Raw genomic sequence first — 21,722 nt, 5'->3', positions numbered from 1 at the left:
CCCTTGACCATGACAGACCCACAGGAAGTCGCCCGGATCCTCGAAGAGACCCTCGGCGGCGCCGGTGGCGCGCTCGTCGAGCGGATGGGCATCGAGCTGACCGGGGCCTCCCCCGAGCGGGTCACGGGCCGCATGCCCGTCGAGGGCAACACCCAGCCGTACGGCCTGCTGCACGGCGGGGCCTCATGTGTGCTGGCCGAGACCCTGGGCTCGATCGGGGCGGCCCTGCACGCGGGCCAGGGGCGTGTCGCGGTCGGCATCGAGATCAGCGCCACCCACCACCGCGCCGTCAGCTCCGGCCACGTCACCGGCGTCGCGACCCGGGTGCACGGCGGCAGGAGCGTGGCGACCTACGAGATCGAGATCACCGACGAGCGGGGCCGCAGGGTGTGCAGCTCACGCCTGACCTGCATGCTGCGCGACGCCTGAACGGGAACTCACCGGTTTTCGATCATTACCCGACCTCCCCTTTTTGCACTCTTGCCACAGGAGTCGCTACGGTGGGTGACATCGATGCCCGTGGGGGAGCCGAGTAGAAAACGCGCAGGGTCGGGGAAGTCCTGCGCGGCGCCAAAGGCTCTCCCCGGGCTCGTGTTCGCTCGGCCCCGTACGGCCCGCTCCGGGCCCTTCCGGGCTCGGGCCGTACGGGGCCGAGGGTCACACGTCGGTGTGCGTGGGGTCGAGCACCCGGCGCAGGAAGCTCCTGGTCCGTTCGTACCGGGGTGAGCCGATCACCTGGTCCGGGGGGCCGTCCTCGACGATCACGCCTCCGTCCATGAAGACCACGCGGTCGGCCACGTCCCTGGCGAAGGCCATCTCATGGGTGACCACGAGCATCGTCATGCCCTCCTCGGCCAGTTTGCGCATGACCGTGAGCACGTCGCCGACCAGCTCCGGGTCGAGCGCGGAGGTCGGCTCGTCGAAGAGCATCAACGCGGGGTTCATGGCCAGCGCCCTGGCGATGGCCACCCGCTGCTGCTGGCCGCCGGACAGCTGGGCCGGGTAGAAGGCCGCCTTCTCCAGGACGCCGACCTTCGCCAGGTGCTCCCTGGCGATCCGCTCGGCCTCGGCCGCGCCGCGCCTGAGCACCCGCCGCTGGGCGATCATCACGTTCTGCAGCACGGTCATGTGCGGGAAGAGGTTGAACTGCTGGAAGACCATGCCGACACGGCGCCGGGCCGCGTCGATGTCGACGTCGGGGTCGGTCAGTTCGACGCCTTCGAGCACGACCTTGCCCGAGGTCGGCTGCTCCAGCAGGTTCACGCAGCGCAGCAGCGTCGACTTGCCCGACCCGGAGGGGCCGATGACGCACACCACCTGGCCGGGGTCGACGGCGAAGTCGATCCCCCTGAGGACCTCCAGCCTGCCGAAGCGCTTGTGCAGGTCCCTGATCTCGACCGCGTGCGCCACGGGGGCGGCCGCCTGGGTCGTCGGCTCGGTCATCGCCGTCCCCTCCCCTGCCGTCTCTCCAGCCGGTTCGCGAGGTAACCCAGCGGGATCGTGACGAGCAGATACGTGATGCCGACGACCAGGATGGGCGTGGCGTTGGCGTGTGTGGAGGCCAGGTCGTTGCCGAACTTGGTGAGCTCGACGTACTCGCTGGTCACGCCGAGGAACAGCACCAGTGAGGAGTCCTTGAGCAGGGACACGAACTGGTTGGTCGTCGGCGGGATGACGATCCGCACGGCCTGCGGGATGACGATGCTGACCGTGGCGCGGGTGTGGGACATGCCCAGCGAGCGCGCCGCCTCCATCTGGCCCTTGGGAACGGCCTGCAGGCCCGCGCGCAGCGTCTCGGCCATGTAGGCGGACCCGACGACCGTCAGGCCCAGGATGCCCTGCCCGTAGGTGTCGCCGGGCACCTGGAAGCCGGGCAGTGCCTGTGGCAGGAACAGGATGAGCAGGAAGATGAGCAGCGCGGGCAGGCCCCGGAAGACCTCGATGTAGGCGATCGCGAGCCATCGGTACGGCAGCACCGACGACATCCTCATCAGGGCCAGCAGCAGGCCGAACAGGAAGGCGAAGACGAAACCGCCGACCGAGTAGATGATCGTGTTCTTCAGCGCGACCGTGATCACCTCGGGCCACGCCTCGGCGGCGATCTCCGGCTTGGCGAAGTTCTGCGCCAGACTGTTCCAGTCGATGCGCAGGACGAGGAACACGGCCACGGCGACCAGCACGGCGTACTGGACGGCCCGGCTGACGCGTTGTCTCTTTCGCGGACTGAGCCGGGTCCTGCGGGCGCGCCCCGCCGGACCCGGTTTCTCAGCCGTCGTTGGCTGGTCGGTCATGGATCAGCCGAGCTCTCCGGGTTTCTTACCGAACCACTTGACGTAGAGCTTCTCGTAGGTTCCGTCCGCCTTGGCCGTGGTGATCGCCTCGTCGACGGCCTTGAGCAGCGCCGGGTCGGCGCCCTTCTTCAGGCCGATGCCGTACTGCTCACCGGTGTCCAGGCTGGCGAGCAGCTCGAACTTGTCGGCGATCTCCGGCTTCTTCAGCCAGGCCAGCACGACCGGCAGGTCCTGGACGATCACGTCGACCTGGCCGGACTGCAGGCCGAGCAGCTCCTTGGGCGAGTCCGCGAACTCCTTGGGGTCGAAGCCGTTCTTCCTGACGTACTCCAGGCCCGTGGTCGAGGCCTGCGCGCCCAGGCGCAGGTTCTTCGCCTTGACCTCCTCAAGGGTCTTGATCCCGATGCCCTTCTTGCCGAGCAACGCCTGGGTCGCGTCGAAGTACGGAACGGAGAAGTCGATGTTGGCCTTGCGCTCGGGCGTGATGGTCATGCCCGCCGCCGCCACGTCGCACTTGCCCGCGGCCATCGCCGCGCCGCTCTTGATGACGGCGAAGTCGATGTCGACGACGTCCTGGGTCAGGCCGAGCTTCTTGGCCGCCAGGTCGACGATGTCGATGTCGAAGCCGACGGTCTTGTCCCCTTCCTTGAACTCGAAGGGCTCGTAGGGAAGGTTCGTGCAGGTGGTCAGCTTGCCAGGGTGGACCACCTTCACGCCGCCCTCCGAGGGGGCGCTCGCGGAGGAACCTCCGGTGTTCTCGGTACCGCAGGCCGCGAGGCCGAACGTGCCGGCGACCACCACCGCCCCCGCCGCGAGCACACGACGGGAAACAAAACTCAGGCCCACAAGGCCTCCTTCGGTCAGAGTCACATCGTGGACAGTTACCTCCGGGTAATACTGCCCACCAGTACGGACGTATGGATCACCGCTACAACACGATTCGGACAACAACCCCTTTCGGCGCCACCATGATCGGTATCATGCCCCACCAGGCCCTTGACACCTTCGGACGCCGAGTGGTCAACCCTGCCACCCAATACGGTCCGGGACAGGAAATCACCAAGCCACAAAACGGTGCAAATATTCTATCTTCGCACTTCAGGTGGGGTAAAGGCCGTTACGAAACTCCCCGAATCCATGGGGAAAGTGCATTGAGGAACAGCCCACGCCTCGGTTACCTTGCCCGGTGTGCGCAACCTCCCAAAGACGTTGACCGGTGCCGTCCTGGCCACCGCGCTCCTCACCGCGTGCTCGGGGCAACCCTCCGCGGCCCCCTCCCCCTCGCCCACCCCCACCTACCAGCTGACGCCCCGCCCGGTACGGCCGGGCGAGCACCCGGTCACCGCCGCGCCCGTGACGGACGGCGACATCCGCTTCCAGGTGATCGGCCTGCAGACCGGCCTGAGCGGGTTCGTCGGCAGCCACGGCGAGTGGCAGGCCAAGGGCCAGTACGTGGTCGTGCGGATCGTCGCCGAGAACCCGGGCCGCACCAACTCCCGCTTCGTCGCCGGCCGCCAGCGGCTCCTCACCGCCGACGGCACGGCCCACGCCGTCAACAGGTTCGCCCAGGCCATCAAACGCCAGCCGGACACCCTCCCGCTCGGCGCCGAGGTCAGGATCGAGATGGACCTGTGGTTCGACGTCCCCAAAAACGCGAAGATCACCGGCGTCCGCCTGTACGGCGACCCGCCCCTCGGCGTCGGCGGCACCACCCAGGGCGCGACCGTCCCCCTGGGCTAGGCAGGGCACGTCCTCGCCGCACGCGCGCGGCGAGGACGTGGAACCCCTTCCTAGGCCTCGTGCCCGAGCCCGCCGCCCAGATAGGCGGCCTGCACGTCGGGGTCGTTGAGCAGGTCGGCGGCGGGCGCGCTCTTGACCACCTTGCCGGTCTCCAGGACATAGGCCCGGTGTGCCAGCTTCAGCGCCTGCTGGGCGTTCTGCTCGACCAGCAGCACCGTGGTCCCACGGCGGTTGATCTCCTCGATGATCGAGAAGATCTGCTGCACCATCAGCGGCGCCAGCCCCATCGACGGCTCGTCGAGCAGCAGCACCTTCGGCTTGGCCATCAGCGCGCGCCCGATGGCCAGCATCTGCTGCTCACCGCCGGACATCGTGCCGCCCATCTGCGTCCTGCGCTCGGCGAGCCTCGGGAACAGCTCGTAGACCTCGGCCAGGTCCGCGTCGAAGTCACCGGAACGGGTGTAGGCACCCATGAGCAGGTTGTCGTGCACCGTCATACCGGGGAAGACCCCCCGGCCCTCAGGCGCCTGCCCCAGGCCCGCCAGGACCCTCTTGTGACCCGGCATCTTGCTGATGTCCTGGCCGTCGAAGACGACGCTGCCCGACGTCAGGCCACGCAGACCGGAGATCGTCTTCAGGGTCGTGGTCTTGCCCGCCCCGTTCGCGCCGATGAGCGTGACGATCTCGCCCTCGTTCACCTCGACCGAGATGCCCTTGAGCGCCGCGATCTTTCCGTAGTGGACGTGGATGTCCTTGACCTCAAGAAGCATCTGCGGGAGCCCCCAAATACGCCTCGATGACCCGGGGGTCGCTCCGCACCTCGTCCGGCAGGCCGTCGGCGATCTTCTGGCCGAAGTCCAGCACCGCGATACGGTCGCTGATGCCCATGATGAGGCTCATGTCGTGTTCGATGATGAGAATCGTCCGCCCCGCGTCGCGGATGTCGCGGATCAACTGCTGCAGGGCGACCTTCTCCGCCGGGTTCATACCGGCGGCGGGCTCGTCGAGCAGCAGCAACTTCGGGTTGGTCGCCAGCGCGCGGGCGATCTCCAGCCTGCGCTGGTCACCGTAGGGCAGGTTCTTGGCGTGGTCGTTCGCCCGGTGCGAGATGCCGACGAAGTCGAGCAGCTCCATCGCCAGCGCGCGCCCCTCACGCTCCGCCCTGCGGTGCGCGGGAAGCCCGAGAGCCACGCTCAGCATGCCCGAACGGTGGTGCGCGTCCGCGCCCACCATGACGTTCTCCACAGCCGTCATGTTGTGGAACAGCCGGATGTTCTGGAACGTACGGGCGACGCCCCGCTTGGTGATCCTGAAGCGCTTGACGCCGCTGATCCGCTCGCCCTGGAAGAGGACCTGCCCCTCCGTCGGCTGGTAGACCCCGGTCACCACGTTGAAGACCGTGGTCTTGCCCGCGCCGTTCGGACCGATGAGAGCGAAGATCTCCCCCTCGCCGATGGTCAGATCGACCTCGCGCAGCGCCGTGACGCCGCCGAACCGCATGACAAGACCCTGCAGTTCCAGCATCGCTCGGCCACCGCGCCCACCGGCCGTCCCGCTCACCTCGGTGCTCATCGAGAGGCCACCTCCTCACCATGCGACTCGGGACCGGACACCTCTGCGCCGAGGCTTCCCATCCCGCCCGATCCCTCTTGCAGCTCCGCCTTGCGTTGACGCGAGGGCAGCAGCCCCTCGGGCCGGAAGATCATCAGAGCGACCAGCACCGCGCCGAAGATCAGCATGCGGTAGTCCTGCAGGCCACGGAAGCGCTCAGGCAGCCACGCCACGACGAACGCGCCGAGGATGACACCCGGCAGGTTGCCCGCGCCGCCCATGACCACCGCGGCCAGGATCGTCGCGGACAGCAGGAACTGGAAGTCGTTCGGGTTGATCGAGATGGCCTTGGCCGCCCACAGCACGCCCATCGCGCCGCCGATCGAGGCACCGATCGCGAAGGCGAGCATCTTGAAGCGGAACGTCGGCACACCCATGACCTCGGCCGCGTCCTCGTCCTCACGGATCGCCGCCCAGGCCCGTCCGACCCGGCTCTTCTCCCAGCGCTTCACCAGGATGATCACGATGACCGCGAGCGCGACCAGCAGGTAGTAGTAGGGCCGCGGGTCGAGCACGCCGTACTTGAAGATCGCCACGTCACCGATCGTGATGTCGGGGAAGCTCGGCGGGTGCGGGATGCCGCGGACGCCGTTCGGGCCGCCGATCGCGTCGGTGTTACGCGCCGTGATCCGGATGATCTCACCGAAGCCCAGCGTGACGATCGCCAGATAGTCGCCGCGAAGCCGCAGCGTCGGAGCGCCCAGCGTGATGCCCGACAGGGCGCACAGCCCGATGCCGACGACCAGGATCAGCCAGAAGTTCCAGCCGAGCCTGGTGCCGATCAACGCCATCGCGTAGCCGCCGACCGCGTAGAACGCGACGAACCCCAGGTCGAGCAGACCCGCCTGACCGACGACCACGTTGAGCCCGATGGCCAGCACCACATAGGTGCCGATCGGGAAGAACAGGATGCTCGCCCAGTCCGTGTAGGGCGACATGAACGAGCCGATGCTCTCCGAGGGCAGCAGCAGCGCCCCGACGATCAGGAGAACGTAGACGACCCAGCGCTGCCAGCCCGGCGTGTTCAGCCAGCGCTCGTGTACGGCGTCGCCGTACTGGCTGAGCCTGTGACGGAAATCTGCCAGTGAATTCTTCTGGTTCATGCGCGCGCCTGCTGGAGTGATTCACCGAGGATTCCGGTGGGGCGGAACATCAGGACCAAGACGAGGATGCTGAAGGAGATCACGTGCTTCCAGTCGGAGCCCGCGAAGATCGCCCCGTAGTTCTCCACGAGGCCGAGCACCACACCGCCCACCAGAGCACCGCGCAGGTTGCCGATGCCGCCCAGGACCGCCGCGGTGAACGCCTTGATCCCGAAGAGGAAGCCGATGTAGTAGTACGTGTTCTCGTACGAGATCAGATACAGCGCCCCGGCCACACCGGCCATGCCGCCGCCGATCAGGAACGTCATCCGGACGATCTTGTTGATGTCGACGCCCATGAGAACCGCCGCCTCCGGATCCTGCGCGGTGGCGCGGATACCACGGCCGATCTTCGTACGGTTGACGAGGGCGTCAAGGGCGATCATCATGCCGACCGCCGCCACGATCACCAGCACCTGGTCCGCCCGGACCGAGTGGCCGAAGATCGAGAAAAGCTCGTTCCGTTCCATCAACCGGGGAAGGCCCATCTGGATGCGGCCTTGCTGCGGGCGGTTGAAGACGTTCGGAATCACCAGGAGCGCGAACAGCTCCTGCAGGAAGATCGAGGCACCGATGGCCGAGATGAGCGCCGCGAGGCGGGAGGCCCCACGCTTGCGCAACGGCCGGTACGCGATCCGCTCCAGCGCCACCGCGGTTCCCGCGGAGGCGAGCATCCCGGCCACGACCATCAGCAGGATCACCCCGGCCAGCGCGATGCCGGTCAGAGGTGAACTTATGCCGAACACGAACGGGACGAACATCGCGCCGAAGGTCCCGATCATGAACACTTCCGAGTGCGCGAAGTTGATCAGACGCAGCACGCCGTACACCATGGTGTAGCCGAGCGCTATCAGGGCGTAGATCGAACCGAAGGCCAGGCCGTCGATTGTGGCCGGCCAGAACTGATTGATGAAGTCATTGAGCACTAGGGTTTACCACTTCTAGCGGGGGTCGCCTGCACTGCCGGTAGCACACCGCTTCCAGCAGAACCTCGTGGACTCTGGTGGAAGTACACAGAAAGCGGGACCGCGCTTCGGCGATCCCGCTCCCCGTGCGCCAACTACCTTCTCTTCTCGCGGTCCGTCCCTAGCCCAGCTTGGCCTCGGTGGCCTTGCCCAGCAGCGTGATGGCGCCGCCCTTGACCTGGTAGATGTAGATGTCCTTGGCGACGACCTCACCGTTGTCGCCGAACTTCACCTGCTTGGAGACACCGGCCAGGTCAACGGTCTTGATGAACTCGTTGATCTTGTCGGTGGTGGTGTTGCCCGCCTTGACCGCCTCGACGAAGACGGACGCGGCGTCGTAACCCTCAGAGGCGTAGATCGCCGGGTCGGCGTTGAACTTCGCCTTGTAAGAGTCGGCGAAGCTCTTCACCTTCGGGTCGGTGACATCGGGGGTGGCGATGTAGCAGGGGCAGCCGACGAGGGCGCCCTCGGCGTTCTGCGCGCCGGCGCCGTCGATGAGGCCCTTGTCCAGCGAACCGTCGCCGGAGAAGAACTTCGCGTCCTTCACGCCCTTGTCACGCAGCTGCTTGAGCAGGTTGCCGCCCGCGGCGTAGTAACCACCGAAGAAGATCGCGTCAGGCTTGGCCGCCGCGACCTTGTTCACCACCGAGGAGAAGTCGCTCTCGGCCGGGTCGAGTGAGTCGTTGGTCAGCTTCACACCCTTGGTGCCGAGCTGCGTACGGACCGCGTCGGCCAGCGGCTTGCCGTACTCCGACTTGTCGTCGATGACGAAGACGTTCTTCGCACCCGCCGCACCCGCGATGAAGTCCGCGATACCGGGACCCTGAACACCGTCGTTCGGCAGCACACGGTGCCAGAACTTCCAGCCGTTCTCCGCGAGCTTGGCGTTCGTCGCCGAGGCCGTGATGCTCGGAACACCCGCTTCTTCGAGCACCGGCGCGACCTGCGCGGACTCACCGGAGAACGCCGGGCCGATCAGGCCGGCGACCTTGTCGCTCTTGATGGCCTGCTGCGCCAGCGCGACGGCCTTGGAGGCGTCACCCTGGCTGTCGTACTTGACCAGCTCGATCTTCACAGCCGGGTTCGTCTTGTTGTACTCGTCGACGACGAGGTTCGCGCCGTTCCACGGCGGAATGACGATACCCGCGTTGGCGCCGGTCAGGTCACCCATGAAACCGATTTTGACGGTCCCGGCAGCGGAGGCGGCGGAACTGGAGCCACCGTCCGACTGCGGGGTCCCAGAGCCACTGTTACCACAAGCAGCGAGACCGAGGGTGAGCGCCACACCGGCAGCGAGCACTCCACCGAGGCGAGCAGTCTTGGGCCGCAAGGTTGCCTTCCTTTCGCCCGACCCCTCATGGGGAGCGGGTTCACAGATGCCCTCCCTGACGGAGTGGCCAGGGGGTTGTGTCGGTTAGTACAGCCAGCGGATGTCACGGGTCGATACAGGACAGGCCACCGTAACTATTTCGTTATTACACCGATTCTTTTCAGCTATAACTGACAAAAGTCATGGTCACCACGCGCATCACCACCCTCACATAGATCACTTCGAAGATGCAAAAGCCCGCGTCAGACCGGGGTCACCGGAGCCGCGCGGGCTTAACAAACAGGAAACCTTCCTAAAGGAAGGGGGGCCTCCCCACCGGGCCCACCCCTCACTCCCCCGGCGCACCCCCGGCCCCGGACACCCCGTCGACCACGATCTGCGCCACCTGACGCATGCTCAACCGGCGATCCATCGACGCCTTCTGAATCCACCGGAACGCCTGCGGCTCACTCCACCCGTGCTCCGACATCAACAGGCCCTTCGCCCGCTCGACCAGCTTGCGCGTCTCCAGCCGATCAGAGAGCGACCCCACCTCCCGCTCAAGCGCCACGATCTCCTCGTGCCTGCTGACCGCCATCTCGATCGCGGGCACCAGATCCGACTTCGTGAACGGCTTCACCAAATACGCCATGGCCCCGGCGTCCCTCGCCCGCTCCACCAGATCACGCTGGGAGAACGCCGTGAGAATCAGACACGGGGCGATCCGCCGCGACACGATCTGCTCGGCGGCCGAGATTCCGTCCAGGATGGGCATCTTCACATCCAGGATCACCAGGTCGGGCCGGTGCTCGGCGGCCAGCGCGACGGCGGCCTCCCCGTCCCCGGCCTCCGCGACGACGGCGTACCCGTCCTCCTCCAGCATCTCCTTCAGGTCGAGGCGGATCAGAGCCTCGTCTTCCGCGATCACCACTCGCCGCTGCGTACTCACGAGCAAGAGAGTACCGATGTCCGCTAGATTAGAACCACGCCGGTGCCCACAGCCGATCCAGTTCTGGGTAAGCTCACCACCGGCACACAATCCGGACAAGTCCGGAAATATGCCCTGATATCCCAACGGCAGAGGAAATGGTCTCAAACACCATCTAGTGTGGGTTCGAATCCCACTCAGGGCACCAAAGGTCAGACCCCTCGGCGCACGGCGCGTTTTTGTCGCACCCTCCTGCGAAACTCTCCGCATGTATCACCTCACTGTGCGTCAGAGAGTGCTCCGGCTGCTCGATTCCGGGCAGACCATAAGCTCGGTCAGTCGCCAGACGGGTGTTTCCCGGGCGACGGTCAGGCAGTGGCGGGACCATCCCGACCGTCCGCCCTCCCGTACGGCCTCGTGTCCCCGGTGTCAGGAGATCCTGCAGCCGCCCACACCCGGTGACGTCTACGCCTACCTTCTGGGCCTTTATCTCGGTGACGGCTGTATCAGTGCCGTCGGAGACCCCGCGAAACAGGTGTGGTCACTACGGATCATGTGCGCGGACGCCTGGCCCGGGCTCCAGGAGGAGTGCGTCCAAGCCCTCACCGTCATCAGACCGGGCAACAAGGTCCGCAGGCTCCCCCGCCAGGGATGCACAGAGATCAACTGCTTCTCCAAGCACTGGCCTCACCTGTTCCCCCAGCACGGGCCGGGAAAGAAACACGAACGCCGGATCAGTCTGGAGAGCTGGCAGCGAGAGATCGTCGAGGCCAATCCCGGCAGCCTTGCACGGGGCCTTTTCCACTCCGACGGATGCAGATCGAACAACCGGGTCCGGCGAGAGTTCGGCGGCCGGTCACAGTGGTACGAATATCCGCGTTACCTCTTCGTCAACGAATCCCGTGACATTCTCACCCTCTGTGAGGAGACCCTCGACATGCTCGGGGTCGCCTGGAGTCGTCCCAAGCCGAACACCGTTTCCGTCGCCCGCAGGGAGGCCGTCGAGAGGCTGGACGAGTTCGTCGGCCCGAAGCACTGACGGTCCGCGTGGACGACTTGCCGCTGAGGGGAGGCATCGGGAAGAGTCGGCGGTTGCGGCCCTTCGATCTGAGAGGCAGACATGACTGGTGGTGTCGTCCCGGGGGAGCTCCGCCTGAGCGGGCACGGCCTGGTGTTGCGGGAGTGGGAGGACGATGACCTGGAGACGATGGTCGGCCTGTTCGACGATCCCGAGGTGGCCTACTGGACGCCTCTGGTCTCCCCGTTCGATCTGGAGGCCGCCCGGCTCTATCTGAAGCGTGCGCGGGAGCGCCGGGCGGCGGGGCAGTCCGTCCAGCTGGCCATCACAGAAGGCTCGGGGGCGGCGCTGGGTGAGGTGCTGCTGATGTGGAGCGAGCCCGGTTCGGGGGTCGCGGAGATCGGTTACAGCGTGGGTGCGGCCCATCGGGGGCGTGGGCTGGCGGTGCGGGCGGTGCGGGTCATGACAGAGTTCGCGCGGGGCACGCTGGGGATCGACCGGTTGCTACTGGAGATCGAGAAGGAGAACACGGCGAGCGCGGCGGTGGCGGGTGCGGCGGGTTACTCCCTGACGGAGGCGCCGCCGATTCCCGGTGAGGAGAAGGGCAGGAGGTTGTTCCTGCGGACGTGGGAGTACGACGGTTGACCCGCCGTTGGCCCACGATGCCGGTACGGCGGGCGTCGGGGCGCCGGCCGTACCGGTTGGGTGCGGTTGGTCAGGCGGGGTGGGAGACGGCCGCGCCGATGGTGTGGACGCGCAGGGCGTTGGTCGAGCCCGCGGTGCCGGGAGGGGACCCGGCGACGATGACGACCTTGTCGCCCTTCTCCAGGCGGGCGTTGGCGAGCAGGGAGGCCTCGACCTGGCGGACCATGTCGTCGGTGTGGTGGACGAAGGGCACCTCGAAGGTCTCCACGCCCCAGGTGAGGGCCAGCTGGTTGCGGACGTGGGGGGCGGAGGTGAAGGCGAGCAGCGGGATGGGCGAGCGGTAGCGGGCCAGGCGGCGGGCGGTCTCGCCGGACATGGTGAAGGCGACGAGGGCCTTGGCCCCGACGATGGCGCCGACTTCGGCCGCGGCGCGGGCGATGGCGCCTCCGGTGGTCTCGGGCAGCCGGTCGAGGCTGTGCGTGGCGTGCAGGGAGGTCTTCTCCGCGGCGACCGCGATGCGGCTCATGGTCTGGACGGTCTCGATGGGGTAGTTGCCGACGGAGGTCTCGCCGGAGAGCATGACGGCGTCGGCGCCCTCCATGACGGCGTAGGCGACGTCGGAGGCCTCCGCGCGGGTCGGGCGGGGGGCGGAGATCATGGAGTCGAGCATCTGGGTGGCGACGATGACCGGCCGGGCCTTCTCGTGGCAGAGCTGGATGGCGCGTTTCTGGACGATCGGCACCTCTTCGAGGGGTAGTTCGACGCCGAGGTCGCCGCGGGCGACCATGATGCCGTCGAAGGCCTCGATGATCTCGGGGAGCCGTTCGACCGCCTGGGGCTTCTCGATCTTGGCGAGCAGCGGGAGGCGGACGGCTTCCTGTTCCATGATGTTGCGGACGACGTCGGCGTCCGAGGGGCGCCGGACGAAGGACAGGGCGATGAGGTCGAAGCCGGTGCGCAGGGCCCAGCGGAGGTCGGCCTCGTCCTTGTCGGTGAGGGCGGGGGCGCTGACGTTGACGCCGGGCAGGTTGAGGCCCTTGTTGTCGGAGATCATGCCGCCGATGATCACGCGGGTGGTCACGCGGGGGCCGTCGATGCGGGTGACCTCCAGGTGGACGCGTCCGTCGTCGACGAGGATGCTGTCACCGGGGCGGACGTCCTTGTGGAGGCCGAGGTAGGTGGTCGAGACCTGTTCGCGGTCACCGGGGACGTCCTCGGTGGTGATGGTGAAGACGTCTCCGAAACCGAGGCGGACGGGGCCCTCCTCGAACTTTCCGACGCGGATCTTGGGGCCCTGCAGGTCGGCGAGCACGCCCACACCGCGGCCGAGTTCGGCGGCGGCCTCCCTCACCCTGTCGTATACCTCTTTGTGCAGTTCCTGGCTGCCGTGGCTGAGGTTGAAACGAGCCACGTCCATGCCTGCGGCGATGAGTTCGCGGAGGCGTTCCGGGGAGGAGGTGGCGGGGCCGAGGGTACAGACGATTTTTGCGCGACGAGTCACGGGTCCCACCCTAATTGGTACAGACCACTTGGTCGTTACGTTGGCCGGAGCAGGGGTGAAAAACTCGATGACATCGTGTCACCGGTGCGGACCCGGGTGTTCCCGTTGAACGCCTGCGGGTGTCGGGGGTGTTGAGGCGGCGGCCCGGAGTCGTGGCCTGTGAACGCGGGCGCGGACCATGATGGCCGAGGGGTCTCGGTCGCGGCGGTGCCGTACGGCCGGGTGTCGGGACCGGCCGGGTACGGCGATCTTCATCCGGCCGGCGGGATGAACCCGTCGGACTTCTTCGGGGCGTCCGATTCGATCGGTGCTGGTCCTGCCGTACGTGGTCGAGGGGGGTTGCGGTCGTCGTGCCGCACCGGCGGCGGTGAGCCGTGGCGGCTCCGGCCTGGTGCCCGTGTGCGGCGACGCGGGCGGTCAGGGGCCTGACCCGCCTGCCGGTGGCGGGGGTGGGACGGAGCGGGTCCCGGCGGGGCGGTGCCGTACGTCGTCGTATGGACGGTTGCAACGCCGCGGATCTGACAGCCGGCCTCACAGGGCCGGGGCGGACGCGGCTCCGCCCCGGCCCAGGCGCCCTCGCGGGGCGTCACCGGCCCGTGTGGGTGTGACGCCCGGAACGTCAGGGGGCGATGGTCGCGGCCTTGGCTGCGTCGACGATGCCGCGGCCGTAGAAACCGTTGCGGGACTTGGAGCCCTGGCAGGTGTGGGCGGCCTCGTCGCCGAAGCCCTGGTAGACGTAGCGGCGGGGCTTGGGGCAGGAGGTGCGGGTCGCGCTGGCGTAGAGCAGCCGTTCGACGTCGGCGGGGCGCATGGTGACGCCGTCCTTGGACGGTTTGCCGAAGCGGCTGATGATCACGGCGGCGACGCCGGTGGCGTGCGGGGCGGCCATGGAGCTGCCGGCGAGGTACTGGTAGTAGGCGCAGGTTCCCGCCTTGCAGTCACGTACGACGGAGCCGCTGCGCGGCTTGCCGTCGGCGTCGATGAGGTGTTCGGCGCGGAGCACGTGTTCCGGGGCTGCCGCCAGAACGGTCCTGGTGATGTCCTGGCCGCTCTCGCCGTCGGCGGCGTCGCCGCCGGGGGCCGCCAGGTCGGTCTGTTCGAGGCCGTAGTCGGAGTAGGAGGCCTTGCGCTTGGTCGGGCCGACGGCGGAGACCGAGATGACGCCCTTGGACTCGGCGGGGACGCTGAGGCAGGAGTTGCCGATCTTACGGGTGCGCTGCGCGTCGAGGGGGTAGTCGGGGCTGATGAGGTCGGTCTTCGGGTTTCCGAGGTCGGTGGCCTCGTTGCCGATGGCGCTGATCAGGGTGACGCCGTGTGCGCGGGCGTAGTCGAGGGCGCGCTGCATGCCGGTGATGACGCCGCGCTGTTCGAGTTGTTCCGCTTTGGAGTCGCGGGGGTTGGCGGTGCAGTTGAACAGCCACGGGTCGATGTAGTAGCTCATGTTGACCACGTCGATGCCGTTGTCCGCGGCGTAGGTGAGGGCGTCGATGCTGGGTTTGAGGAAGAACATCCCGGAGTCCTGGCCCGCGCGGAGGTTGACGAGGGAGACGCCGGGGGCGACGCCTGCGACGCCCAGGCCGTTGATCGGGGAGGCGATGGTGCTGGCCACGTGGGTTCCGTGGCCGTCGTCGTCCCGGTCGACGGGGTCCTTGCAGCCCTTGAACTCGCAGGGGCCGTCAAGTTCCTTGCCGTTGGGGTCCTTGGGGATGTCGGTGACGAAGTTGCGGCTGAGGTCGCGGTTGAAGTTCGGGGCGATGTCGGGGTGTTTGCCGTCGATGCCGGTGTCGATGACGCCGACCAGCACCCGCTTGTCGCCGGGGGCGGTGGCGTGCGATCCGGTGGCGGTCGCGCCGATCATCTTCATGTCCCACTGCCGTCCGGCGAGGGGTTCGCCGCCGCTGAGGGCGATGGTCCTGATGTCGGAGACGTTGACCCCGGTCGCCGTGGCGGGGACGGAGGCGGCGTGGCCGATCCTGCGGTCGCCGGAGACTCCGGCGACGGAGGGGTCACCGGCGAGGCTCTCCACGAAGCCGGCGGCGGGACCTCTGACGACGACGTAGCCGAGTTTGGGTTCGGTGGAGAGCGGGGTTCCCCCGGCCTCCTCGATGGCCTTGACCGCTCCGGTCCGTGCGCCGTCGGCGTAGAAGACGAGGTAGTCGCGCAGCGCCCCGCCGCCAGCCGTGGCCTGGTTCGCGGGGGCGGCCGCGGTGAGACCCGCAACCACGGCGACGACGGCTGCCGCCCCGGTCAGGCGTGCGCGCCAGCGGTTCATCGATCCTCCACATCCGTTGGAGCCAGGAGAATCATCCTCAAGCCATCCGACCTGCAAAGCAAACCGATGTTCCCGGTACGGCGGGCGCAGAGCCGTACCGGGAACGCCGGGTCGTGTTCAGACCAGGGGTCTGGCGGTCGGCGGGATCGCCGTCGGCAGGGCGGTCTGGCCGGTGAGGTAGCGGTCGACGGCCGCGGCGGCGGAGCGGCCCTCGGCGATCGCCCAGACGATCAGCGACTGGCCGCGTCCCATGTCTCCGGCGACGAAGACGCCCTCGGCGGAGGTCATGTAGCCCTTGTCCCTGGCGACGTTGCCCCGGGCGTCGAAGAACTCGCCGTCGGCGGAGTCCGCGAGGTCCTGGAGCAGGCCGGCCTTCTCCGGGCCGACGAAGCCCATGGAGAGGGTGACGAGGTCTGCGGGGATCTCCCGTTCGGTGCCGGGAATCGGCTTGAAGCCGTTCGCGGGGCCCTCGACCTCGACGAGACGCAGTGCCCTGACGTTGCCGTCGGCGTCGCCGACGAACTCGGTGGTCGAGACGGCGTAGACGCGGTCGCCGCCGCCGTCGGCCAGTTCCTCGTGGGCGCTCTCCATCTTGAACAGGATGGGGAAGGTGGGCCAGGGCTGGCTACCGGGGCGCTCGGCCGGGGGCTGGGGCATGATCTCCAGCTGGGTGACGGAGGCCGCCCCCTGGCGGATCGCGGTGCCGATGCAGTCGGCTCCGGTGTCGCCGCCTCCGATGACCACGACGTGCTTGTCCTTGGCGTCGATCGCCGAGACGGTGTGGTCGCCCTCCTGGACCTTGTTGGCCAGGGGGAGGTACTCCATCGCCTGGTGGACGCCCTTGAGGTCGCGTCCGGCGACCGGCAGGTCCCGCCACAGGGTGGCGCCGCCTGCCAGGACGACGGCGTCGAACTCCGCGCGGAGCTGGGCGGCCGTGACGTCGACGCCGACGTTGACGCCGGTGCGGAACTCGGTGCCCTCGGCCCGCATCTGGGCGAGCCTGCGGTCGATGTGCCGCTTCTCCATCTTGAACTCGGGGATGCCGTAGCGCAGCAGGCCGCCGACGCGGTCGGCGCGTTCGAACACCACCACGTCGTGCCCGGCCCTGGTGAGCTGCTGGGCGGCGGCCAGGCCCGCGGGCCCCGAGCCGACGACGGCGATCTTCCTGCCGGTCCTGGCCGTGGGGGTCTGGGGGGTGACCCAGCCCTCGTCGAAGGCGCGGTCGATGATCTCGACCTCGACGCGCTTGATCGCCACCGGGTCCGAGTTGATGCCGAGCACGCAGGCGGCCTCGCAGGGCGCGGGGCACAGGCGGCCGGTGAACTCGGGGAAGTTGTTGGTGGCGTGCAGGCGTTCGACGGCCTCGCGCCAGTCGTCGCGGTAGACCAGGTCGTTCCACTCGGGGATGAGGTTGCCCAGGGGGCAGCCGTTGTGGCAGAACGGGATGCCGCAGTCCATGCAGCGGGACGCCTGCTTGGTCAGGGCGGGCCTGGGGAAGTCCTGGTAGACCTCCTTCCAGTCGCGGATGCGCACGTCGACCGGGCGGCGGGCGGGCAGCTCGCGTCCGTGAGTGAGGAAACCCTTCGGGTCAGCCATCGGTGTGTACCCCCTTATCCCTGCACCGCGGCCGTCATGACCGCCTCGTCGATGTCTCTGCCCTCGCGCCTGGCGGCCTCGGCCGCACGCAGCACCCGCTTGTAGTCGGTCGGCATGATCTTGCGGAAGCGGGCCGGGTCCCAGTCGGCCAGGAGTTCCTTGGCGACGGGCGAGCCGGTCTCCGCCAGGTGGGTCTCGACGATCTCCCGCAGCGTGTCGGCGTCGGTCTCGTCCAGGTCCTCGATCTCGACCATCTCGCGGTTGATCCGCGCGGTTTCCGGGTCGAGGAGGTAGGCGACGCCGCCGGACATGCCCGCGGCGAAGTTGCGGCCGGTGGGGCCGAGGACGACGACCCTGCCGCCCGTCATGTACTCGCAGCCGTGGTCGCCGACGCCCTCGACGACGGCGGTCGCCCCGGAGTTCCGTACGCAGAAGCGTTCGCCGACGACGCCGCGGATGTGGGCCTCGCCGGAGGTCGCTCCGTACAGGCCGACGTTTCCGGCGATGATGTGGCCGTCGAGGGGGGCCTCCTCGTGCGGCCTCACGGTGATCCGGCCGCCGGACAGGCCCTTGCCGAGGTAGTCGTTGGCGTCGCCGGTCAGGCGCAGGGTGACGCCCTTGGGCACGAAGGCGCCGAAGGAGTTGCCCGCTGAGCCGGTGAAGCGGACGTCGATGGTGTCGTCGGGCAGTCCCGCGCCGCCGTACCGCTTGGTCACCTCGTGGCCGAGCATGGTGCCGACCGTACGGTTGACGTTGCGGATGGGCAGGTCGAGCGTGACCGGGTCGCCGTTGGCCAGGGCGCCTTCGGCGAGCTGGATCAGGGTGTGGTCGAGGGCTCGTTCCAGGCCGTGGTCCTGTTCGGTGACGCGGCGCAGCGCGGTTCCCTCGGGGAGTTCCGGGCGGTGCAGGATCGGCGTGAGGTCCAGGCCTGAGGCCTTCCAGTGCTGCTCGGCGGGGGCGGTGTCCAGCAGTTCCGCGTGTCCGACGGCTTCGTCGAGGGTTCGGAAGCCGAGGGCGGCGAGGTATTCGCGGATCTCCTCGGCGATGAACTCGAAGAAGTTGACGACGAACTCGGGCTTGCCGCTGAAGCGCCTGCGCAGCTCGGGGTTCTGGGTCGCGACGCCGACCGGGCAGGTGTCCAGGTGGCACACGCGCATCATCACGCAGCCGGAGACGACCAGCGGGGCGGTGGCGAAGCCGTACTCCTCGGCGCCGAGCAGCGCGGCGATGATCACGTCACGGCCGGTCTTGAGCTGGCCGTCGACCTGCACGACGATGCGGTCGCGCAGCCCGTTGAGCAGCAGCGTCTGCTGGGTCTCGGCCAGGCCGAGCTCCCAGGGGGCGCCCGCGTGCTTGAGGGAGGTGAGCGGGGAGGCGCCGGTGCCGCCGTCGTGGCCGGAGATGAGCACGACGTCGGCGTGGGCCTTGGACACGCCCGCCGCGACCGTGCCGACGCCGACCTCCGCCACGAGCTTGACGTGCACGCGGGCGGCCGGGTTGGCGTTCTTCAGGTCGTGGATGAGCTGGGCGAGGTCCTCGATGGAGTAGATGTCGTGGTGCGGCGGCGGCGAGATGAGGCCGACGCCGGGGGTGGAGTGCCTGGTCTTGGCGATCCAGGGGTAGACCTTGTGGCCGGGCAGCTGGCCGCCCTCGCCGGGCTTGGCGCCCTGGGCCATCTTGATCTGCAGGTCGTCCGCGTTGACGAGGTACTCGGAGGTGACGCCGAAGCGGCCCGAGGCGACCTGCTTGATGGCCGAACGGCGGGCGGGGTCGTGGAGCCGGTCGGGGTCCTCGCCGCCCTCCCCGGTGTTGGACTTGGCGCCGAGGCGGTTCATCGCGACGGCGAGGGTCTCGTGCGCCTCCCTGGAGATGGAGCCGTAGGACATGGCGCCGGTCGAGAAGCGCTTGACGATCTCGCTGACCGGTTCGACCTCGTCGATCGGGACCGGTTCGCGGACTCCCTCACGGAGGGTGAACAGGCCGCGCAGGGTCATCAGCCGCTCGGCCTGGGAGTCGACGAGGGAGGTGTACTCCTTGAAGATCTCGTAGCGGCGTGAGCGGGTGGCGTGCTGCAGCTTGAAGACGGTCTCGGGGTTGAACAGGTGGGGTTCGCCCTCGCGGCGCCACTGGTACTCGCCGCCGACCTCAAGCCTGCGGTGGGCGTTCTCCGCCCTGGGGTAGGCGCGGGCGTGGCGCAGCGCGGACTCCCCGGCCAGGACGTCGAAGCCGACGCCGCCGAGGCGGGAGGTGGTGCCGGTGAAGCAGGTGCCGATGACGTTCTCGTCGAGGCCGAGCGCCTCGAAGATCTGCGCGCCGGTGTAGGAGGCGACGGTGGACACGCCCATCTTGGACATGACCTTCAGGACGCCCTTGCCGTACGCCTTGATGAGGTTGCGCACGGCCTTGTCGCGCTCGACCTTCAGGACGCCGGAGGCGATCATGTCCTCGACGGTCTCGATGGCGAGGTAGGGGTTGACGGCGCCCGCGCCGTAGCCGATGAGCAGGGCCATGTGGTGGGCCTCACGTGCCTCGCCGGTCTCGATGACCAGGCCGACCCGGGTGCGGGTCTTCTCGGCGATGAGGTGGTGGTGCACCGCGCCGGTGAGCATCAGCGACGGGATGGGCGCGAGGGCGTCGGAGGAGCCCCGGTCGGACAGCACGATGATCCGTGCGCCGCCCTCGATCGCCGCGGAGACCTCGGTGCGGATCTCCTCGATGCGGTGGAGCATGGCCTCGCCGCCGCCGTGGACCTCGTAGAGGCCGGAGACGACGTGCGGGCGGAAGCCGGGCAGCGCGCCTTCGTCGTTGATGTGGATGATCTTGGCGAGCTCGTCGTTGTCGATCACCGGGTAGGGCAGCACGAGCTGGCGGCAGGAGGAGGGCTCGGGGGCGAGCAGGTTGCCCTCGGGGCCGAGCGTGCTGGCCAGGGAGGTGACGAGTTCCTCGCGGATGGCGTCCAGCGGCGGGTTGGTGACCTGCGCGAACAGCTGGCTGAAGTAGTCGAACAGCAGCCTGGGCCGGTCGCTGAGGACGGCCACGGGGGTGTCGGTTCCCATGGAGCCGATGGGCTCGGCGCCCGTGGTCGCCATGGGCGCCAGGATGATCCGCAGCTCCTCCTCGGTGTAGCCGAAGGTCTGCTGCCGCTTGATGAGCGCCTCGTGGGTGGGGATCTCCCGCGAGCGGGCGGGCAGTTCCTCGAAGCGGACCAGGCCCGCGTGCAGCCAGTCGCCGTAGGGCAGTTCGGCGGCGAGCCGGGCCTTGATCTCGTCGTCTTCGATGATCTTTCCGCGGGCGGTGTCGACCAGGAACATCCTGCCGGGCTGCAGGCGGCCCTTGCGGACCACGTCCTGCGCGGGGATGTCGAGGACGCCCGCCTCCGAGGCGAGTACGACGAGGCCGTCGGTGGTCACCCAGAACCGGCCGGGGCGCAGGCCGTTGCGGTCGAGGACCGCGCCGACGAGGGTGCCGTCGGAGAAGGTGATCGAGGCGGGGCCGTCCCAGGCCTCCATGAGGGTGGAGTGGAACTCGTAGAAGGCCCGCCGTGCGGGGTCCATCTCGGTGTTGTTCTCCCACGCCTCGGGGATCATCATCAGCACGGCGTGGGGCAGTTCGCGTCCGGCGAGGTGGAGCAGTTCGAGCGTCTCGTCGAAGGAGGCGGTGTCGGAGCCGTCCGGGTCGCAGATCGGGAACAGCCGCGACAGGTCGCCGGGCAGGGCGGCGGTGCTCAGCATGGCCTCGCGGGCGCGCATCCAGTTGCGGTTGCCCTTTACCGTGTTGATCTCGCCGTTGTGGGCGACGTAGCGGTAGGGGTGCGCCAGCGGCCAGGAGGGGAAGGTGTTGGTCGAGAAGCGCGAGTGGACCAGCGAGATGGCGGTCTCGTAGCGCTCGTCGCTCAGGTCGGGGAAGAAAGGCTCGACCTGGCCGGGGGTGAGCATGCCCTTGTAGACGATCGTCCGTGAGCTGAGCGAGGGGAAGTAGACCTTCGTCTCGTGCTCGGCCCGCTTGCGCAGGCAGAAGGCGATCCGGTCCAGCTGGAGGCCGCTCTCACCTCCGGGGGAGGAGACGAACAGCTGCGCGAAGTGCGGCATGGTCGCACGGGCGCTGGGGCCGGGCAGTGCCCGGTCGGTCGGGACGTCGCGCCAGCCGAGGACCGTGAGGCCCTCCTCGTCCGCGATCCGCTCGATCTGCCGTACCGCGTCGTGGCGGGCTTCCGCCTCGGCGGGCAGGAAGGCGGTGCCGACCGCGTACGAGCCCGCCTCGGGGAGCGGGAAGCCCGCCTCCGCGCGGAGGAAGGTGTCGGGGATCTGCGTGAGGATGCCGGCACCGTCACCGGTGTCGGGTTCGCTTCCCTGGGCTCCCCGGTGGTCGAGGTTGCACAGGGCCGTCAGCGCCTTTGTGACGATGTCGTGGCTGCGGCGGCCCGCGACGTCGGCGACCATGGCGACGCCACAGGCGTCGTGCTCGTTCGAAGGGTGGTACAGGCCCTGGGGCTCGGGGAAACCGAGGTGGGCAGCAGGCATCGAATCCCTCCCGTCGTCTCGCTGCTCTGGATCAAGCTAGGGACGACGTTGGCCCTGCTGCGTGGTGGGTAGACATTACCGTACCCTGCCGGAAAGCTACCTACCCGGTCCGCATAGCGACCATTTAGTACAGGTTTGCCCACTTCAGTCAACATGCCCGTACGGCACGGCATTCCATCGGGCG

17 protein-coding genes and 1 tRNA gene are annotated in these 21,722 nt (G+C 68.4%); 5 read left to right on the top strand and 13 right to left on the bottom strand.

Features of this window, described 5'->3' with window-relative positions; all coding sequences use genetic code 11:
• The first annotated feature begins 9 nt into the window (after nt 1–9).
• Nucleotides 10–429 (top strand): hotdog fold thioesterase, encoded by a 420-nt coding sequence (locus ACIBVQ_RS03645; protein WP_362916463.1) that lies wholly within the window; start codon nt 10–12, stop codon nt 427–429.
• A 228-nt stretch (nt 430–657) separates the two neighbouring features.
• Here ACIBVQ_RS03645 and ACIBVQ_RS03640 read toward each other — a convergent pair whose 3' ends face one another.
• The 3 genes from ACIBVQ_RS03640 to ACIBVQ_RS03630 are packed head-to-tail and all read right to left on the bottom strand — an operon-like array spanning nt 658 to nt 3,137.
• Nucleotides 658–1,443, bottom strand: coding sequence for an amino acid ABC transporter ATP-binding protein (locus ACIBVQ_RS03640; RefSeq protein ID WP_352009079.1), 786 nt, complete (start codon nt 1,441–1,443; stop codon nt 658–660).
• Entirely contained in the window at nt 1,440–2,291 is an 852-nt protein-coding gene (locus ACIBVQ_RS03635; RefSeq protein WP_399175354.1) for an amino acid ABC transporter permease, read from the bottom strand. The genes ACIBVQ_RS03640 and ACIBVQ_RS03635 overlap by 4 nt, the downstream gene beginning before the upstream one ends.
• A 3-nt stretch (nt 2,292–2,294) precedes the next feature.
• The gene (locus ACIBVQ_RS03630) at nt 2,295–3,137 is read right to left on the bottom strand and encodes an ABC transporter substrate-binding protein (protein ID WP_352009077.1); all 843 of its coding nucleotides are present in this window, start codon (nt 3,135–3,137) and stop codon (nt 2,295–2,297) included.
• A gap of 342 nt (nt 3,138–3,479) precedes the next feature.
• Here ACIBVQ_RS03630 and ACIBVQ_RS03625 point away from each other — a divergent pair, with 342 nt between their 5' ends.
• Nucleotides 3,480–4,031 (top strand): DUF4352 domain-containing protein, encoded by a 552-nt coding sequence (locus ACIBVQ_RS03625; protein WP_399175352.1) that lies wholly within the window; start codon nt 3,480–3,482, stop codon nt 4,029–4,031.
• Between the two features lie 50 nt (nt 4,032–4,081).
• On the opposite strand, the gene ACIBVQ_RS03620 is transcribed toward ACIBVQ_RS03625, so the two are convergent.
• The 6 genes from ACIBVQ_RS03620 to ACIBVQ_RS03595 form a co-directional block, all read right to left on the bottom strand.
• A complete protein-coding gene (locus tag ACIBVQ_RS03620) occupies nt 4,082–4,801 on the bottom strand; it encodes an ABC transporter ATP-binding protein (RefSeq protein WP_352009075.1) in 720 nt (239 codons plus the stop codon).
• Nucleotides 4,791–5,603, bottom strand: coding sequence for an ABC transporter ATP-binding protein (locus tag ACIBVQ_RS03615; RefSeq protein ID WP_362771583.1), 813 nt, complete (start codon nt 5,601–5,603; stop codon nt 4,791–4,793). Before ACIBVQ_RS03615 ends, ACIBVQ_RS03620 begins: the two co-directional genes overlap by 11 nt.
• Nucleotides 5,600–6,745, bottom strand: a complete 1,146-nt coding sequence (locus ACIBVQ_RS03610) for a branched-chain amino acid ABC transporter permease (RefSeq protein WP_352009073.1) — start codon at nt 6,743–6,745, stop codon at nt 5,600–5,602. The genes ACIBVQ_RS03615 and ACIBVQ_RS03610 overlap by 4 nt, the downstream gene beginning before the upstream one ends.
• Nucleotides 6,742–7,710 carry a branched-chain amino acid ABC transporter permease gene (locus ACIBVQ_RS03605; protein ID WP_352009072.1) on the bottom strand — a complete coding sequence of 323 codons (969 nt, stop codon included), beginning with the start codon at nt 7,708–7,710 and terminating at the stop codon, nt 6,742–6,744. Before ACIBVQ_RS03605 ends, ACIBVQ_RS03610 begins: the two co-directional genes overlap by 4 nt.
• Nucleotides 7,711–7,870: 160 nt before the next feature.
• Complete coding sequence (locus ACIBVQ_RS03600; RefSeq protein ID WP_362772204.1) at nt 7,871–9,034, bottom strand: branched-chain amino acid ABC transporter substrate-binding protein; 1,164 nt, start codon at nt 9,032–9,034, stop codon at nt 7,871–7,873.
• A 373-nt stretch (nt 9,035–9,407) separates the two neighbouring features.
• Nucleotides 9,408–9,989 (bottom strand): response regulator, encoded by a 582-nt coding sequence (locus tag ACIBVQ_RS03595; protein ID WP_352009462.1) that lies wholly within the window; start codon nt 9,987–9,989, stop codon nt 9,408–9,410.
• A 129-nt stretch (nt 9,990–10,118) separates the two neighbouring features.
• Between ACIBVQ_RS03595 and ACIBVQ_RS03590 the strand changes: the two genes are divergently transcribed.
• The 3 genes from ACIBVQ_RS03590 to ACIBVQ_RS03580 all read left to right on the top strand — a co-directional run bounded on the left by ACIBVQ_RS03590 (nt 10,119) and on the right by ACIBVQ_RS03580 (nt 11,649).
• Nucleotides 10,119–10,194: transfer RNA gene (locus ACIBVQ_RS03590), tRNA-Leu, on the top strand.
• Between the two features lie 75 nt (nt 10,195–10,269).
• Nucleotides 10,270–11,025 (top strand): helix-turn-helix domain-containing protein, encoded by a 756-nt coding sequence (locus ACIBVQ_RS03585; RefSeq protein ID WP_399175349.1) that lies wholly within the window; start codon nt 10,270–10,272, stop codon nt 11,023–11,025.
• An 81-nt stretch (nt 11,026–11,106) separates the two neighbouring features.
• On the top strand, nt 11,107–11,649 hold the full coding sequence (locus ACIBVQ_RS03580; RefSeq protein ID WP_399175347.1) for a GNAT family N-acetyltransferase: 543 nt from the start codon (nt 11,107–11,109) through the stop codon (nt 11,647–11,649).
• 70 nt (nt 11,650–11,719) lie between these two features.
• On the opposite strand, the gene pyk is transcribed toward ACIBVQ_RS03580, so the two are convergent.
• From pyk to gltB, 4 genes are all read right to left on the bottom strand, one after another.
• The gene (gene pyk, locus ACIBVQ_RS03575; RefSeq protein ID WP_352009069.1) at nt 11,720–13,150 is read right to left on the bottom strand and encodes a pyruvate kinase; all 1,431 of its coding nucleotides are present in this window, start codon (nt 13,148–13,150) and stop codon (nt 11,720–11,722) included.
• Between the two features lie 619 nt (nt 13,151–13,769).
• Nucleotides 13,770–15,422, bottom strand: coding sequence for a S8 family peptidase (locus ACIBVQ_RS03570; RefSeq protein WP_399175345.1), 1,653 nt, complete (start codon nt 15,420–15,422; stop codon nt 13,770–13,772).
• Between the two features lie 117 nt (nt 15,423–15,539).
• Nucleotides 15,540–17,018 (bottom strand): glutamate synthase subunit beta, encoded by a 1,479-nt coding sequence (locus tag ACIBVQ_RS03565; RefSeq protein ID WP_362771577.1) that lies wholly within the window; start codon nt 17,016–17,018, stop codon nt 15,540–15,542.
• A gap of 14 nt (nt 17,019–17,032) precedes the next feature.
• Complete coding sequence (gltB, locus tag ACIBVQ_RS03560) at nt 17,033–21,538, bottom strand: glutamate synthase large subunit (protein WP_362916471.1); 4,506 nt, start codon at nt 21,536–21,538, stop codon at nt 17,033–17,035.
• Nucleotides 21,539–21,722 lie beyond the last annotated feature (184 nt).

The sequence above is a fragment of the Streptosporangium sp. NPDC049376 genome (assembly GCF_044466505.1).
Taxonomy (GTDB): Bacteria; Actinomycetota; Actinomycetes; order Streptosporangiales; family Streptosporangiaceae; genus Streptosporangium.
Note: the sequence above shows the minus strand (reverse complement) of the source record. Positions and strands in the feature narration are given on the sequence as shown.

Coding starts and splice junctions, on each gene's coding strand:
- ACIBVQ_RS03645 (WP_362916463.1), top strand. CDS start 10: ATGACAGACCCACAGGAAGTCGCCCGGATCCTCGAAGAGACCCTCGGC.
- ACIBVQ_RS03640 (WP_352009079.1), bottom strand. CDS start 1,443: ATGACCGAGCCGACGACCCAGGCGGCCGCCCCCGTGGCGCACGCGGTC.
- ACIBVQ_RS03635 (WP_399175354.1), bottom strand. CDS start 2,291: ATGACCGACCAGCCAACGACGGCTGAGAAACCGGGTCCGGCGGGGCGC.
- ACIBVQ_RS03620 (WP_352009075.1), bottom strand. CDS start 4,801: ATGCTTCTTGAGGTCAAGGACATCCACGTCCACTACGGAAAGATCGCG.
- ACIBVQ_RS03615 (WP_362771583.1), bottom strand. CDS start 5,603: ATGAGCACCGAGGTGAGCGGGACGGCCGGTGGGCGCGGTGGCCGAGCG.
- ACIBVQ_RS03610 (WP_352009073.1), bottom strand. CDS start 6,745: ATGAACCAGAAGAATTCACTGGCAGATTTCCGTCACAGGCTCAGCCAG.
- ACIBVQ_RS03580 (WP_399175347.1), top strand. CDS start 11,107: ATGACTGGTGGTGTCGTCCCGGGGGAGCTCCGCCTGAGCGGGCACGGC.
- ACIBVQ_RS03570 (WP_399175345.1), bottom strand. CDS start 15,422: ATGAACCGCTGGCGCGCACGCCTGACCGGGGCGGCAGCCGTCGTCGCC.
- ACIBVQ_RS03565 (WP_362771577.1), bottom strand. CDS start 17,018: ATGGCTGACCCGAAGGGTTTCCTCACTCACGGACGCGAGCTGCCCGCC.
- gltB (WP_362916471.1), bottom strand. CDS start 21,538: ATGCCTGCTGCCCACCTCGGTTTCCCCGAGCCCCAGGGCCTGTACCAC.